This is a genomic window from Actinomadura luzonensis (genome assembly GCF_022664455.2).
Classification (GTDB): domain Bacteria; phylum Actinomycetota; class Actinomycetes; order Streptosporangiales; family Streptosporangiaceae; genus Nonomuraea; species Nonomuraea luzonensis.
Genome location: NZ_JAKRKC020000002.1, coordinates 899,681 through 913,602 on the forward strand (window position 1 = coordinate 899,681; position 13,922 = coordinate 913,602).

Sequence of the window (13,922 nt, forward strand, 5' to 3'; positions counted from 1 at the left end):
CCCGGCTCTTGCAGTACTGTCACTGTTCGTCAGGCGAGGAGGACCAACACGTCGATGGGCGCTGATCACGCGCACGGCCCCGCCGCGCCCCTGTCGCGGCGCACGCTGATGGCCGGGCTGGCGGTGCTGGTGCCGCTGGCGATCGTCACGCTGGCGGCCCTGATCTGGCTGTGGCCGGACGGGGGACAGGCCGCCCCGACGCCGGAGGGCGGCAGCAGCCGCGTCACCGGCACCGTCACGAGCGTCACGCTCACCCCCTGCGCGAAGGCCAGCGAGGGCGCGCCGCAGCCCGACCCGGCCACCTGCGGCGAGGCCACGGTCAGGATCGGCGAAGGGGCCGACGCGGGCCGGCAGGCCGAGCTGCGGCTGCCCAGCGGGCCCGGCGCGCAGCGCTTCGCCGCGGGCGACGAGGTGATCCTGCTGCGCGGCGCGGACGGCGCCTACCAGCTGTCCGACCACGACCGGGGGACGCCGCTGCTGCTGTTCGGGCTGGCGTTCGCGCTGGCGGTGATCGCCTTCGGGCGCTGGCGCGGGCTGACCGCGCTGGCGGGGCTGGCGGTGACGTTCGTGCTGCTGCTGACGTTCGTCATCCCCGGCATCGTCGAGGGGCGGCCGCCGATCCTGGTGGCCGTCGTCGGCTCGGCCGCGATCATGCTGGCCGTGCTCTACCTCACGCACGGCTTCTCACCGGCCACGTCCATGGCCGTGCTCGGCACGCTGGCCGCGCTGGCGCTGACCGCCGGGCTGTCGTACGCGGCGCTGGGGTTCACCGAACTCAACGGCGTCACCGACGACGTCGCGGTCACCGTCGGCATGAGCCTGCCCATCGACACGCGCGGCCTGCTGCTGGCCGGGATCATCATCGGCGCGCTCGGCGTGCTCGACGACGTCACGGTCACCCAGGCGGTCACCGTGGGCGAGCTGGCCCGGGCCGACCCCGCGGCCGGCTTCACCCGCCTCTACCGGTCGGCGATGCGGGTCGGGCGGGCGCACATCGCCTCGGTCATCAACACCATCATCCTGGCGTACGCGGGGGCGTCGCTGCCGCTGCTGCTGCTGTTCAGCCTCGGCTCGCAGCCGCTCGGCGAGGTGCTGACGACGCCGGTCGTGGCCCAGGAGATCGTGCGGAGCATCGCGGGCACGCTCGGGCTCATCTCGGCCGTGCCCGTCACCACGGCGCTGGCCGCCCTGACCGCGTCCCGGCAGGCCCGGCGCGCCCCGGAGCGGGCCGCGGACGAGCCGGGCGACGAGGGCTTCTTCGGCCGGACGGACGAGCACGACCACGACGACGACTTCTTCGCCCGCCTGGACGCCCCGCCGGCGCGCCCGGCCGCCCGCCCCGATGCCCGCCCTGATCCTCGCCCCGCCGCCCGCCCGGACGTCCGCACGGAGGCCCACGTGGACGTCCCGCCGGTCCGCCCGGTCGGCCCGAGGGATCTTCCGCCGGTGCGGCCGGCCGCCCACGCGGACGTCCCGGCGGGCCGCCCGGGCGGCGGGGCCGCCGAGCGGCGGGACTCTCCCGTCCCGGAAGGCGGCTTCTTCACCCCGGCCACACAGCGCCCCGCCGACGGGCAACCCAACCACGGGCAGCCGCTCGACGGGCGCCGCGCGTCGCGGCACCGGCGCCGCACCTGACGCCGGTCCGGTCAGTACGCCTCCTGGCTGCCGTCCACCCGCAGCTTGCGCCGGGCCCGCTCGTAGAAGGTGGTGCCGAGCCGCACCACCTTGGCGGCCCCCGGCCAGGCGCTCACCGTGACGGTGTCGCCCGGGCACAGGTGCCCGACGACGGCCCCGTCCACCTCGACGGCCAGCCGCCCGCTGGTGGGCAGCACCTCCAGCGTCACCTCCTCGTCGGCGGGCAGCACCAGCGCCCGGTTGAACGACGAGTGCGCCGCCGCGGGCACCACCAGCACGGCCTCCACACGAGGCGAGACGATCGGCCCGCCGGCGGAGAAGCTGTAGGCGGTGGACCCGGTGGAGGTCGCCACGATCACGGCATCGGCCGCGAACCGCACGAAGTCGCTCCCCGCCGGGGTGACCGACACCGCGGCCAGCCCGTCGCCGGGGATGCGCACCAGCGCGATGTCGTTGAAAGCGGTCACCTGCACGCCCGACACCCGGCTCTGGATGGCCATGCGCGGCTCGATGGTGTACCGGTGCTCGTCGATGGCCGACAGGGTGCCGGCCAGCTCGTCCACGTCGATCTCGGCGAGGAACCCCAGCCGCCCGAGGTTGACCCCCAGGATGGGCGTGGGCCGCCCGGCCAGCAACCGCATGGTGCGCAGCATCGTGCCGTCGCCGCCGAGCCCCACCAGCAGGTCGGACCGTTCGACCAGGGCGTCGGCGTCCACCGGGACGGCGGTGCAGTCGATGCGCCCCACTTCCTCCGGCAGCCCCAGCACGGTGGCGCCCTTGCCGCCGGCCCAGCGCAGGATGGTGTCTATCGCCTTCTTGGAGTCGCGCTGCGGGTGCAACACCAGCCCGACCGTCCCGACCATGCCCATGGGGCCACCTTATGCGGTGGCCTTCCTCCGCTACCGTCGAGGGATGCGGCTTGCTGTGGGATGCGCGATGTGGACGCACGCGAAGTGGCCGGGCCGGTTCCTGCCGCCGCAGCTCCCGGCGGGGGAGCGGCTGCGCGCGTACGCGACCTGGTGCGACGCGGTGGAGGGGAACACGACCTTCTACGCCACCCCGTCGCGTGCGGCGGTGGAGTCGTGGGCGCGGCAGACGCCGCCGGGCTTCCGGTTCGTGGTGAAGCTCCCCAAGACGGTCACGCACGAGCGCCGGCTCGGCCCGGACGCCGACGAGCAGGTACGGGAGCTCCTGGCGGCGGCGGAGCCGCTGGAGTCGCGGGCCCACGCGCTCTGGGTGCAGCTCCCCGGCTCGTTCGGGCCCGCCGACCTGGGCGCGCTCTCGGCCTTCCTGCACCGCATGCCGCGTTCCTTCCGGTACGCGGTGGAGGTGCGGCACCCGGCGTTCTTCACCGACGCCCGCGCGGAGCGGCTGCTGGAGCGGGTGCTGGCTGCCGTGGACGCCGAATGGGTGCCGTTCGACACCACCGCCCTGTTCGCCGCCCCGCCCACCAGCGACGCCGAGCGCGACGCCTGGACGAAGAAGCCGCGCGTGCCGCGCCGCGCCCGGGCCCTGACCGCCCACCCGATCGTGCGCTACCTCGGCAGGGACGCCACGGAGCGGACGGTGGCGGGCTGGCGGCCGTGGGTGGACACGGTCGCCGGCTGGCTGGCCGAGGGACGCTCGCCGACGGTCTTCGTGCACACGCCGGACAACGCCGACGCGCCGGCCCTCGCCCGCCGCTTCCACGACGAGGTCCGGGCCCGGGTGCCCGGCCTGGAGCCGCTGCCCGAGCCGATGCCGCTGCCGGCGGAGGACGAGCCGCTGACCCTCTTCTGACCCTGCCCCTGGAGGCTCCCATGCCGCGCGACTTCTACGCAACCGTCGCCCAGATCCTGCCGGTGCTCCTGCTCGCCTTCGTCTGGGACTCGGGCTACCTGGCGCGGCTGCACGGCGAGCGGCGGTCGCACCGCAGGGCCGATCCGGTCAACGGGGTGCAGTTCTGGACCAAGCGGCGGGTGCGCCGGTACGCGCTGACGGTCACCACCGGCATCCTGCTCGACCTCGGGCTGTGCGCGCTGGTGCTGGCGGGCGCGGTGCCGGACCACGTCGTGGTGCGCGTGCTCGTGCTCGGCGGGCTCGGGCTCGCCCTGGTGACGCTGCTGACCCGGATCTCCGTCGACATCATCGCGGCCACCCAGGACGCGGCCACCCCGGAGGCCGTTCCTCTGGAGGCCCGGGCGGCGCCTGTCGTGTTGCCCGTCGTGACGCCCGCCGTGGCGGGCGAGACACGCGACGAACCTCTTTGATCAGCCCGGCCGCCATGATCGCGTAATCTTTCCTGACATGACGGCCGACTCCCTGGCGAAACGCGTGACGGACCTGCTGGCGCCCCAGGTGCTGGTGATCCTCATGCCGCCCGTCGTCGGCCTCATCGCGCAGGGCTGGGGCGGTGCCGCGTGGGGCCTGGTGGCGTCGGCGCTGTGCGGCGGGATCCCGGCGGCGGTCATCGCGGCCGGGGTGCGGTCGGGGCGGCTGGACTCCCACCACATCGTGGACCGGGCCCGGCGTGCCGGGCCGCTCACGGCGGCGATCGTGGCCGTGCTGGCGGCGCTGCTGCTGCTCGTGCTGCTGGGCGCGCCGCTGCTGCTGGTGGCCACGGTGACGGCGATGCTGGTGGCGCTGGCGGTGACCGTGCCGATCACGTTGCGGTGGAAGATCTCCTTCCACGCGGCCGTGTCGGCGGGCACGGTGGTGGTGCTGGCGTACGTGCTGCCGCCGGTGCCGACGTCGCTCGCCGGGGCGGCGGTCGTGGCGCTGGTGTGCTGGGCGCGGGTGCGGCTGGCGCACCACACGTGGCCGCAGGTCGTCGCGGGCGCGGCGGCGGGGGCGCTGACGACGTGGGCGACCCTGGCCGCGTTCGGGATGTAGTGCCCGGAATAGCCGGGTACGCGGCGGGGTTGCCGCGTTCATGGAAGCTGGAACCCGCGGCCGGGTGCGTGTCGAGCGCACGGCCAAGCGCGTGCGCACCTACCTGGGCGGCCGGGCGGTGGCCGACACCACCTCCGCCCTCCTGGTGTGGGAGGTCCCCTACTACCCCACCTACTACTTCCCCCTGACCGACGTGGACGGGTCCGCGCTGAAGGCGACCGGCGGGACCAGGCACTCGCCGTCGCGGGGCGAGGGCGTCGTGCACACCGTCACGAGCGGCACGGCCGAGGCCAGGGACGCGGCGCTGGTCTACCCGGACTCGCCGCTGGAGGAGATCCGCGGGCACGTGCGCTTCGAGTGGGACGCGATGGACGCCTGGTTCGAGGAGGACGAGGAGGTCTACGTCCACCCGCGCGACCCGTACACGCGGGTGGACATCCTGCCCAGCTCGCGGCACGTGCGGGTGGAGGTGGACGGCGTGACCGTGGCGGACTCGCGCGGCGCGCGCATCCTGTTCGAGACCGGGCTGCCCGCCCGCTACTACCTGCCGAAGACCGACGTCCGGCTCGACCTGCTGGAGCACACCGACACCGTCACCCGCTGCCCGTACAAGGGGACGGCCGAGTACTGGTCCGTCAACGGTGAGAAGGACCTGGCCTGGTCGTACCGGACGCCGCTGCCGGAGAGCGAGCGGATCGCCGGGCTGATCGCGTTCTACAACGAGAAGCTCGACATCTACGTAGACGGCGAGCTGCAGGAGCGGCCGAGGACCAAGTTCTCCTAACGCGTCCAGCGCGGGTCGCGGCCGAGGTAGCGCAGCAGCGCGGCCGCGTCGTCGTCGCCCTGCTCGGGGGCCAGGGCGGCGGCGTAGGCGCCCCAGGCGCGCAACGGCTCGACGATCTCGCGGGCCACCGTCATCAGCGGCCGGGCCAGCTCGGGGGTGAGCGGCGAGGGCGCGCCGGCCGCCATCGCGATGTCCCAGGCGTGCACGCCGGCGTCGAGGGCGCACGCCGCCATGCCGGACCAGGGCGCCATCTTGTGCGGCGGCACCGGGGTGGCGACCTCGGCGGCGTCGCGGTCGACGGCGGCCCAGGCGGCGGCCGAGCGGGTCAGCGCGGCCTCCAGGAACGCCCGCGGGTCGCCGTCGAGGTCGCCGGAGGGGGAGAAGGGGTCGAAGTCGGGGCCGGGCTCGCCGGTGAGGGCGGCGGCGAAGCCGATCTGGTCACCGGCGGCGTGCTGCAGGACGTGGGTGACGCTCCACCCGGCGCACGGCGTCGGCAGGCTCCAGCCGCCGTCGGGCACGGCGGCGACCGCCGCGCGGAGCGCCGCGTGGGCCTCGTCGAGAACGTCCCAGCCGCTGGTGGTGTTGCTGCTCATGGGTGAGCCCCCTTTCGTGGTGACTCCACTCTAGCAGAACGGAATGCTTTATTCCACTCCATCAGGCCGGTGATCACGACATCGAGAGCCTGCCGGAAATCCGCCTCCAGGTCCACCCCCCGCCGCGTGCCGCGCAGCAGCCGGCTGAAGTGCGGCAGCGCCTCCGCGTCCAGCTCGCGGACGTAGGCGTCCACCTGGCGGCTCCCCGCGTGCATGCCGGGGTCGCCGGTGAACCCGCCGGTGGACAGCAGCAGCGTGCCGAACACGACGCCGTTGACCGCGTTCAGCGCCCGCCAGGCGCCCACGTCGTCGAAGCCCGCCCCGTACAGCGCGCCGACCAGCGTGTCCAGCGGCCGGATCGCCCGTAGCGAGGTCGGGTTGACCTGGTCGGTGACCAGCGCGAGCGGCACCACCGGATGGCGGCTGAACGCCTGGTGCATGCTCAGCGCCAGCGCGCGCACCTGCTCGTGCCACGGCAGCCCGGGGTCGGGCGGATCCACCTCGGCGAAGACCCGTTCGACCAGGCCCTCGAGGAGGTCGGCCTTGCCGGCGACGTGGTTGTAGAGCGACATGGCCTCCACGCCGAGGGTCTTGGCCAGCCGCCGCATCGACAGCCCGTCCAGACCTTCGGCGTCGGCCAGCGCCAGGGCCGCGTCCAGGACCTTCTCCCTGTTCAGCGGCTCGCGCCTGGGCATCCGCGCACTCCTTCCCGTTGCCTCGTGTTGACAGAGCTTACGGTGTATGTGCTCTACTTACGACGTAAGCATACGCTGTAAGTAGAGGAGACGGATCATGGACGCGGACGTCCTCGTCGTCGGCGGCGGCCCGGTGGGGCTGCTGCTGGCCTGCGAGCTCAAGCTGGCCGGCGCCGACCCCCTGGTGCTGGAGGCGGCAGGAGCGGAGGAACGGCTCACCCGCAGCCTCGGGCTGCGCTCGCTCAACGCGCGCACCCTCCAGTCGCTCGCCCTGCGCGGCCTCGTCGAGCCCCTGGAACGCGAGCAGCAGGCCCTGCTCGACGCCCTCGCCGGGCAGCGCCCCCCGTCGGGGGAGGGCGCCGACGTCGTCGCCCTCATGACCGAGCTGCTGGGCAAGGGCCTGCTGCGCGGGCACTTCGCCGCGCTGCCGCTGCTCGACGAGAGCGGCGGCGCCGAGTACCTCATGCTCAAGCAGCACCGGCTGGAGGCCGTGCTCGCCGGCCGGGCCGCCGAGCTGGGCGTGCGGGTCCGGCACGCGTGCCCGGTCGCCGACGTCGCCCAGGACGCCGAGGGCGTCACCGCCGTGCTCGCCGGCGGCGGCACGCTGCGCGCGCCCTGGCTGGCGGGCTGCGACGGCGGCCGCAGCCGCGTCCGCAAGCGGGCGGGCTTCGCCTTCGAGGGCACCCCGCCGACCATGACCGGCCGCACCGCCCTGGCCGAGCTGGCCGACCCAGGCGCGCTCACCTCGTCGCTGCGGGGGCCGGGCGGGCTGGTCAACCTGTCGCTGGTGCCGGGCGAGATCGCCACCATCGAGTACGACGGCGGCCCCGACGACCGGGACGGCCCGATGACCGCCGCCGAGCTGGAGGGCAGCCTGCGCCGCGTCACCGGGCTGGAGGTGCGGGTCACGAGCGTGGCGGCCGGCATCCGCTACAGCGACAACACCCGCCACGCGGCCTCGTACCGCGAGGGCCGGATCCTGCTGGCGGGGGACGCCGCGCACGTGCACTCGCCGATCGGCGGTCAGGGCCTCAACCTGGGGCTGCAGGACGCGCTCAACCTCGGCTGGAAGCTGGGCCTGGTGGCCCGGGGCCGCGCGCCCGGGACGCTGCTCGACACCTACACCGCCGAGCGCCACCCGGTCGCCGCGCGGGTGCTGCGCAACACCCGGGCCCAGGTGGCGCTCATGCGCCCGGGAGCGCAGGTGGACGCGCTGCGCGAGGTGATGGCGGAGGTGCTGCGGCTGCCGGAGGCGGCGGCGTTCTTCGGCGCGATGGCCGACGGCACCGAGACCGCGCACGGCGGCGGCTTCCACGCCTACGGGGACCTGGCCCGCCTGCTGCACGACGGGCGCGGCCTGCTGCTCGACCCCGAGTGCGACCCCGGGAACGACGCCGGGAACGACGCCGGCGCGGCGTCCGGCCACCGCGACCGGGTGCGCGTGGCGCCCGGCGACGCCCTGCGGCTGGTGCGGCCGGACGGCTACCTCGCCTGGACGGGGGAGCGCGACGGGCTCGCCGCCGCGCTCACCGCCTGGTTCGGCCCGGCCTCGGTCAGCCGGTGAGCAGCCGGGTCAGGACGCGCACGCCGAACTCCAGGCCCTCCACCGGCACCCGCTCGTCCTTGCCGTGGAACATGCCGAAGTAGTCGAGGTCGGGCCGGAGCATGAGCGGCGCGAAGCCGTAGCCCTTGATGCCGATCCTGGCGAACGACTTGGCGTCGGTGCCGCCCGCCATCACGTACGGCACCGGCCGGGCGAGCGGGTCCTCGGCCGTCAGCGCCCCGGCCAGCTCGTCGAAGAACGGCGACGGGTACGGCGCGTCCGGCGCGTCCTCCAGGTTGACGAACTCGCGGGTGATCTTCGGCCCGAGCAGCTCGTCGATCGTCTCCAGGAACTCCTCCCGCAGCCCCGGCAGGTAACGCCCGTCCACGTGGGCCTCCGCCGTCGAGGGGACGACGTTGACCTTGTAGCCGGCGTCCAGCATGGTCGGGTTGGCGGAGTTGCGGATCTGGCTCTTGAACAGGCTGCCGAGCGGCCCGAGCCGGGCCGCCTCCTCGTCCAGGCGGTCCAGGTCGACCGGCTGCCCGGTGATCTCCGACAGGCTCCTCAGCAGCGCCGCGACCGACGGCGTGAGCCGCACCGGCCAGCGGTGCGAGGCCACCCGCGACAGCGCGTGCACCAGCGTGGCCACCGGGTTGTCCACCGGCGGGCGCGAGCCGTGCCCGGCCACGCCGTGCGCGGTCAGCTTCATCCAGGCGGTGCCGCGCTCGCCCACCGCGATCGGGTACACCCGGTGCCCGCCGGAGGCCACGCTGAAGCCGCCGGACTCGCTGATCGCCTCGCTGACGCCGTCGAACAGCTCGCGGTGCTCGCTCACCGCGTGCCGCGAGCCGTAGTCGCCGGTCGCCTCCTCGTCGGCGAGGAACGCCAGCACCAGGTCCCGCTTGGGACGCGCGCCGCGCGCCGCCAGCTCCAGCACCGCCGCCAGGGTCATCGCGCACGAGCCCTTCATGTCGACCGCGCCGCGGCCGTACACGCACTCGTCCACGATCTCGCCGGAGAACGGGTGCATCCGCCACTCCGCCGGGTCGGCGGGCACCACGTCCAGGTGGCCGTGGATGAGCAGCGCGTCCGGCGAGTCGCCGGCGATCCTCGCCACGACCGTGGTCCGCTTCGGCGCCGACTCGAACACGACCGGCTCCACACCGGCGTCGGCCAGCAGCGTGGCCGCGTACTCGGCCGCCGGGCGCTCGCCCGAACCGGGGTTGGTGGTGTCGAACCTGATCAGATCCGAGCAGATCTCGGCGACGCTCTTCACGCTCTTCCCTTCAGTGTCAGCGGCGGCACCTCGGGCGTCTCCAGGTCGAAGATCAGCCCGTAGAAGGCCAGCTCGGCCTCCAGCACCGCGACGATAGTCTCCTCCCTGCGCCAGCCGTGCTGCTCGCCGGGGAAGGTCAGCAGGGCCCACTCTTTGCCGTGCCTGTCCAGTTCGGCGGTGAAACGCTCGGCCTGGCTCACGTCCACGATGGCGTCCTCCAGGCCGTGCATCATCAGGCACGGGCCCGACGCGCGGTAGGCGTTGAGCAGCGGCGAACGCTCGGCGTAACGCTGCCGGGTCTCCGGCAGCGGCCCCACCAGGCCGTCGAGGTAGCGGGACTCGAAGTCGTGCGTCTCGGCCGCCCAGCTCTCCGGGTCGGTGATCGCGTAGTGGGCGACGCCGCCCGCGAACACGTCGCTGTGCACCAGCGCGGCGACCGTCGTCCAGCCGCCCGCGCTGCCGCCCCTGATCGCCAGCCGGGCGGCGTCGGCGCGGCCCAGCTCGACCAGGCCGCGCGCCACCTTGGCGCAGTCCTGCACGTCCACCACGCCCCACTGGTGGCGCAGCCGCTCCCGGTAGGCGCGGCCGTAGCCGGTCGAGCCGCCGTAGTTGACGACCGCCACGCCGATGCCGCGGCTGGTGAAGTAGGCGATCTCCAGGTCCAGCACGATCGGCATGTGGCCGGTGGGCCCGCCGTGCACGAAGATCACGTACGGGGCCGGGCCGGCCGGCGCGCCTGACGGCGGGTAGAGGTGCGCGTGCACGCCCTCGATCGTCACCGCCTCCGGCGTGGGCAGCAGCGCGCGGTCGGGCAGCGGCTTGGGCGCCGAGACCGCCTCGGCCGCGCCGCCGTCCAGGTCGAGCAGCACGACCTCCAGCGGCGTGTACGGCGTCGCCCGCACCGCGGCGGCCTTGCCGTCCGCCACCGAGATCGTCGAGGCCCAGTGCGTCACGTCCGCGCCGCCCAGCTCGCGCAGCGCGCCGGTGGCCGGGTCCAGCACGCCGAGCCGCCGGCGGTCGGCGGTGCCGTACACGGCGGCGAGCCGGCCGTCCGCCGCGACCGCGAAGAACGTGAGGCCCGGCTTCCAGGCGGCCGCGCCGAACTCCAGCTCCACCGGCGTCAGGTTCGTCGCGGGGGAGCCGTCCAGGGGGACGAGGTGGATGTTCCACCAGCCGCCCGGGTCGGTCACCGCGTACAGGCTCGCGTTGTCGCGCCACTCGGCCTGGGCCACCGACTCCTCGGGGCCGCCGGCCACGACGCGGTGCGGGCCGGCCGTGCCGTCCTCGCGCAGCGGCGCCACGCACAGCTCGGTGCCGTCCCAGGGCATGCTGGGGTGGTCCCAGCCGATCCAGGCCAGGTGCCGGCCGTCGGGCGACAGGCGCGGGTTCATCAGGAAACGCTGGGCCGCCGCCAGCACCCGGACCTCGCCGCCCGCCAGCGGCACCGCCACCAGGTCGCGCGCGTCCTCGACCTCGCGCACCGCCCACACCTCGGCGCGGCCCGGCGGCAGGTACAGGTCGGCGTAGCGGGCCGGGCCGGGCGGCGTGAGCGGCACCGGCTCGGCGTCGCCGTCGCGCCGGTAGAGGCGCTGGTCGGACCAGTTGGTGAAGACCAGGCCGCCGCCGTTCCCGTCGTCCGGCAGCGGGCGCCAGGAGCGGCCGCCGTACTCGACCACCCGGTTGCGGGCGTTCCAGCCGGGCGGCAGCGCGTCCGTACGCGTCCCGTCCGGCAGCCGGCGCACCACGCACCGGCGGCCGCCCTCGTGCGGGCGCGGCTCGTCCCACCACACCTCGACGCCGGCGGGCGTGGCCACCGCCTCCACCCACTGGGGGCCGCCGTCGGTACGGGCCACGTCGATCGGTCGAATGCTCATCAGCTCACCAATTGCCATACATGCTCGGAGGAAGGGGATGACCGGGCGGATGCAGGACGTACGCGATGCCGCCGCTGCCCGAGCCCCGCAGCCACACGTTCTCGAACGCTGCCCGCGGATGCACCCGCCGAACCTCGCCGCCCGGCACTGCGGGGTCGTGCACCACCACGTCGCCGCCGGCCGTGAAGCCGACCACGACGTGGATGTGGCCGTTCGTGGAGTAACCGGCGGCGGGCAGCTCGTGCGCGCGGAACGACTGCGACGTGATCACCGGGACGCCCGCCCGGACGAACGACTCCAGCTCCGCCGCCGACCGCAGCCGCGTCACGAAGCCCGCCAGCCCGTACCGGCCCGCGTAGGCCACGTTGAACGGCCAGTTGCCGGTGCCCTGGTAGCTCTCGTCGTAGGCGCCCATGGCGGCGTGGTCCACGACGGGGGCCGGGTCGTCCGCGCCCACCCACGCCAGCTCCTCCGGGCCGGGGCCGCGGCCCCAGAAGCCGAGCACCATGGCCGTCGAGGCCGGGCCGCACCAGTTGGCGCCGCCGCCGTCGAAACGCGGGTGGTGGCCGGCGTGGGCGTGCTGCCACAGGCGCGGCACCGCCAGCTCCACCGGCTCGGCGGCGAGCGGCGCGCTCGGCGCGACCGGGCGGCGCGGCACGGCCGAGGCCATCACGCCGAGCCCGGTCACCCGCGCCGGGCCGTGCCGGATGACGCGCACCTGGTAGGCGGTCACCGGGCTGCGCGCCACGAACGTGTCCACCGCCACGTCGCCGTGCTCGTCCCCCTGGCCGGGCACCGACGTGCGGGGGCCGCCGTGCTCGGACCAGCGCCCCATCACGTACCACTTGGTTAGGGCCCCTGAGGCGACCCTGGCCCGGAGCGCGACCTCGAGCCACGCGCCCGGCGGGGTGCGCGCGGTCCACGAGGGCACGAGCTGGGTGGCGGGGAAGCCGATCTCGCGCTCGTCGCCGTCCCACACCTCGCCCGCGGCCGGGGGCACGGCGAAGCGGGCGAAGGAGACGCGGGCGAGATCGACGGTGAGCACCAGGCACATTGTGCTTTCGGACCCGTTGTCGCACATCGGACGTTTTACGTACCGCTGCCTCCCTCCGGCGGCCCCCGATTGTGTCGGTGATCATCTCTATGGTTCGGGGCATGACCCAAGCCGTCCAGGCCTACTCCTACGCGGGCCCCTCCACCCTGACCGCCGACGGCAGGCTCGGCCTGTCGACCTCGGGCGGCACGGCGCTGTCCGGCCCGCAGGCGCACCCCCGCTTCTTCAGCGGCCTGCTCACGCACGCCGCCCCGGCCGCCGCCGGGCTGCTGGCCGTCGCCGACGTCGCGCTCACCCGCTACCACCAGCCCCGTCCCGGCTGGACCCGCGACCCGGTGGTGACCTGCGACGGAGACCGGCTCAGGTTCGAGTCGTTCTCCGCCTGCGGCGGCGTCTACGCCCGGCTCGACGTCCTGGAGCTCGACGGCGACGTCCTCGACCGGGGCACCACCAACGTCGACGTCAACGGCCCGCTGCGCGAGTCCCTGGCCAGGGTCGGCGGGCGCGACCCGCTGCACCTCGGCGTCGGCCCCGACGAGCTGACCGTCACCACCCTCGACGGGGCCGTGGTGGAGAAGAAGGTGCCGCTGCCCGAGCGGTGGCTGCGCGGGTTCGCCGAGGTGCAGGTGATCGCGGCCGGGTTCGACCTGCGGGCCGAGCTGGCGGGGCCGCAGGCGGTGCGCTTCCTGCGCTCGCTGCCGCGCGGCGCCAGGACCACCGTCTGGGCCGTCCCCGCCGGCCGCGACCTGCGGCTGTCCTCCGGGCCGGCGCGCGGCGGCGTCGGCCTGTCCGGCACCGGCCGGGTCGCCACCCTGCTGCCGCTGCTGCGCTTCGCGAAGAAGCTGCGCGTGTACGGGCCCGCCGACGGCTCCTCGGCGGCCGGCGCGTGGGAGCTGGAGCTGCCCGGCATGCGCTACACCCTGGCCGTCTCGCCCGAGCCGTGGCGCGGCTTCTCCGGCGAGGGCGCGGTCCTGTCCGACCTGGCCACCGACGAGGCCGCCGCCGACGCCGACGTGGTCGGGATGTTGCTCAACTTCGAGCCGACGGTCGAGCTCGGCCTGCTCGCCGACCGCGCCGGCCTGCCGGTCGAACGCGTCCGCGCCGCGCTCACCCAGCTCGGCACCGCCGGCCGCGTCGGCTACGACCTGCACGAGGCCGCCCACTTCCACCGCGAGCTGCCCTACGACCGCGACCAGGTCGCCCAGCTCAACCCCCGCCTCACCGCCGCCCGCCGGCTCGTGGCGTCGGGCGCGGTCCGCCTCGCGGGCGACACGGCCGAGGTCACCACCGACGGCGGGATGCGCCGGGTGCGCATCGCGTCCGGGGAGTGCACCTGCCCCTGGTGGTACGACCACCGGGGGTCGCGCGGCCCGTGCAAGCACGTCCTCGCCGCCCGCATCGCCGCCCGCCCCTCCTCGGCCGAGCCCGAGGGCGCGGCCCGACAGGGCACAGCGGCCCCATGACGCCCACCCACTCCCCGCCGGAACACGATCCGCCTGAGAGCGAGCGGTCCGGCGAGCCCTCCCATCCACTCACCGACGGGCAGGCCGGCGAGCCGCCTCATCCGTCCATTAGTGGAGGGGCCGTCGAGCCGCTT

The 13,922-nt window shown here is 75.0% G+C and carries 13 protein-coding genes; 7 read left to right on the forward strand and 6 right to left on the reverse strand.

Features of this window, described 5'->3' with window-relative positions:
* Positions 1–54: 54 nt before the first annotated feature.
* Complete coding sequence (locus MF672_RS34390; RefSeq protein WP_242377391.1) at positions 55–1,635, forward strand: YibE/F family protein; 1,581 nt, start codon at positions 55–57, stop codon at positions 1,633–1,635.
* Positions 1,636–1,646: 11 nt separating this feature from the next.
* Here the strand turns inward: MF672_RS34390 and MF672_RS34395 are convergent, their stop codons facing one another.
* Positions 1,647–2,504, reverse strand: a complete 858-nt coding sequence (locus tag MF672_RS34395; protein ID WP_242377394.1) for an NAD(+)/NADH kinase — start codon at positions 2,502–2,504, stop codon at positions 1,647–1,649.
* A 43-nt stretch (positions 2,505–2,547) separates the two neighbouring features.
* On the opposite strand from MF672_RS34395, the gene MF672_RS34400 reads away from it, so the two are divergent.
* Genes MF672_RS34400 through MF672_RS34415 form a run of 4 tightly spaced genes read left to right on the forward strand, consistent with a single transcriptional unit; the run spans position 2,548 to position 5,290 of the window.
* Complete coding sequence (locus MF672_RS34400; protein ID WP_242377396.1) at positions 2,548–3,414, forward strand: DUF72 domain-containing protein; 867 nt, start codon at positions 2,548–2,550, stop codon at positions 3,412–3,414.
* 20 nt (positions 3,415–3,434) lie between these two features.
* Positions 3,435–3,884, forward strand: coding sequence for a hypothetical protein (locus tag MF672_RS34405; RefSeq protein ID WP_242377398.1), 450 nt, complete (start codon positions 3,435–3,437; stop codon positions 3,882–3,884).
* Between the two features lie 37 nt (positions 3,885–3,921).
* Positions 3,922–4,506: a hypothetical protein gene (locus tag MF672_RS34410; protein ID WP_242377400.1), complete on the forward strand. Its 585-nt coding sequence runs from the start codon at positions 3,922–3,924 to the stop codon at positions 4,504–4,506.
* Positions 4,507–4,546: 40 nt separating this feature from the next.
* Positions 4,547–5,290 carry a DUF427 domain-containing protein gene (locus MF672_RS34415; RefSeq protein ID WP_242377402.1) on the forward strand — a complete coding sequence of 248 codons (744 nt, stop codon included), beginning with the start codon at positions 4,547–4,549 and terminating at the stop codon, positions 5,288–5,290.
* Here MF672_RS34415 and MF672_RS34420 read toward each other — a convergent pair.
* Positions 5,287–5,883, reverse strand: a complete 597-nt coding sequence (locus MF672_RS34420; protein ID WP_242377404.1) for a TIGR03086 family metal-binding protein — start codon at positions 5,881–5,883, stop codon at positions 5,287–5,289. The two genes, MF672_RS34415 and MF672_RS34420, sit on opposite strands and share 4 nt — an antisense overlap.
* Positions 5,880–6,578 (reverse strand): TetR/AcrR family transcriptional regulator, encoded by a 699-nt coding sequence (locus MF672_RS34425; protein WP_242377406.1) that lies wholly within the window; start codon positions 6,576–6,578, stop codon positions 5,880–5,882. Before MF672_RS34425 ends, MF672_RS34420 begins: the two co-directional genes overlap by 4 nt.
* A gap of 97 nt (positions 6,579–6,675) precedes the next feature.
* Here MF672_RS34425 and MF672_RS34430 point away from each other — a divergent pair, with 97 nt between their 5' ends.
* Positions 6,676–8,142: an FAD-dependent monooxygenase gene (locus MF672_RS34430; RefSeq protein WP_242377408.1), complete on the forward strand. Its 1,467-nt coding sequence runs from the start codon at positions 6,676–6,678 to the stop codon at positions 8,140–8,142.
* On the opposite strand, the gene MF672_RS34435 is transcribed toward MF672_RS34430, so the two are convergent.
* The 3 genes from MF672_RS34435 to MF672_RS34445 are packed head-to-tail and all read right to left on the reverse strand — an operon-like array spanning position 8,132 to position 12,325.
* On the reverse strand, positions 8,132–9,397 hold the full coding sequence (locus MF672_RS34435; protein WP_242377410.1) for a M20/M25/M40 family metallo-hydrolase: 1,266 nt from the start codon (positions 9,395–9,397) through the stop codon (positions 8,132–8,134). The genes MF672_RS34430 and MF672_RS34435 overlap by 11 nt on opposite strands.
* The gene (locus MF672_RS34440; protein WP_242377412.1) at positions 9,394–11,271 is read right to left on the reverse strand and encodes a dipeptidyl-peptidase 5; all 1,878 of its coding nucleotides are present in this window, start codon (positions 11,269–11,271) and stop codon (positions 9,394–9,396) included. Before MF672_RS34440 ends, MF672_RS34435 begins: the two co-directional genes overlap by 4 nt.
* Positions 11,272–11,275: 4 nt before the next feature.
* Entirely contained in the window at positions 11,276–12,325 is a 1,050-nt protein-coding gene (locus MF672_RS34445) for a C39 family peptidase (protein WP_242377414.1), read from the reverse strand.
* Between the two features lie 101 nt (positions 12,326–12,426).
* Between MF672_RS34445 and MF672_RS34450 the strand changes: the two genes are divergently transcribed.
* Entirely contained in the window at positions 12,427–13,788 is a 1,362-nt protein-coding gene (locus MF672_RS34450; RefSeq protein WP_242377416.1) for an SWIM zinc finger family protein, read from the forward strand.
* The last annotated feature ends 134 nt before the right edge of the window (positions 13,789–13,922 follow it).

What these genes read in the sequence shown, in the direction of transcription:
- MF672_RS34440 (WP_242377412.1), bottom strand. Translation starts at nt 11,271, where the DNA reads ATGAGCATTCGACCGATCGACGTGGCCCGTACCGACGGCGGCCCCCAG.
- MF672_RS34420 (WP_242377404.1), bottom strand. Translation starts at nt 5,883, where the DNA reads ATGAGCAGCAACACCACCAGCGGCTGGGACGTTCTCGACGAGGCCCAC.
- MF672_RS34405 (WP_242377398.1), top strand. Translation starts at nt 3,435, where the DNA reads ATGCCGCGCGACTTCTACGCAACCGTCGCCCAGATCCTGCCGGTGCTC.
- MF672_RS34410 (WP_242377400.1), top strand. Translation starts at nt 3,922, where the DNA reads ATGACGGCCGACTCCCTGGCGAAACGCGTGACGGACCTGCTGGCGCCC.
- MF672_RS34400 (WP_242377396.1), top strand. Translation starts at nt 2,548, where the DNA reads ATGCGGCTTGCTGTGGGATGCGCGATGTGGACGCACGCGAAGTGGCCG.
- MF672_RS34430 (WP_242377408.1), top strand. Translation starts at nt 6,676, where the DNA reads ATGGACGCGGACGTCCTCGTCGTCGGCGGCGGCCCGGTGGGGCTGCTG.
- MF672_RS34390 (WP_242377391.1), top strand. Translation starts at nt 55, where the DNA reads ATGGGCGCTGATCACGCGCACGGCCCCGCCGCGCCCCTGTCGCGGCGC.
- MF672_RS34445 (WP_242377414.1), bottom strand. Translation starts at nt 12,325, where the DNA reads ATGTGCCTGGTGCTCACCGTCGATCTCGCCCGCGTCTCCTTCGCCCGC.
- MF672_RS34395 (WP_242377394.1), bottom strand. Translation starts at nt 2,504, where the DNA reads ATGGGCATGGTCGGGACGGTCGGGCTGGTGTTGCACCCGCAGCGCGAC.
- MF672_RS34450 (WP_242377416.1), top strand. Translation starts at nt 12,427, where the DNA reads ATGACCCAAGCCGTCCAGGCCTACTCCTACGCGGGCCCCTCCACCCTG.
- MF672_RS34415 (WP_242377402.1), top strand. Translation starts at nt 4,547, where the DNA reads ATGGAAGCTGGAACCCGCGGCCGGGTGCGTGTCGAGCGCACGGCCAAG.
- MF672_RS34425 (WP_242377406.1), bottom strand. Translation starts at nt 6,578, where the DNA reads ATGCCCAGGCGCGAGCCGCTGAACAGGGAGAAGGTCCTGGACGCGGCC.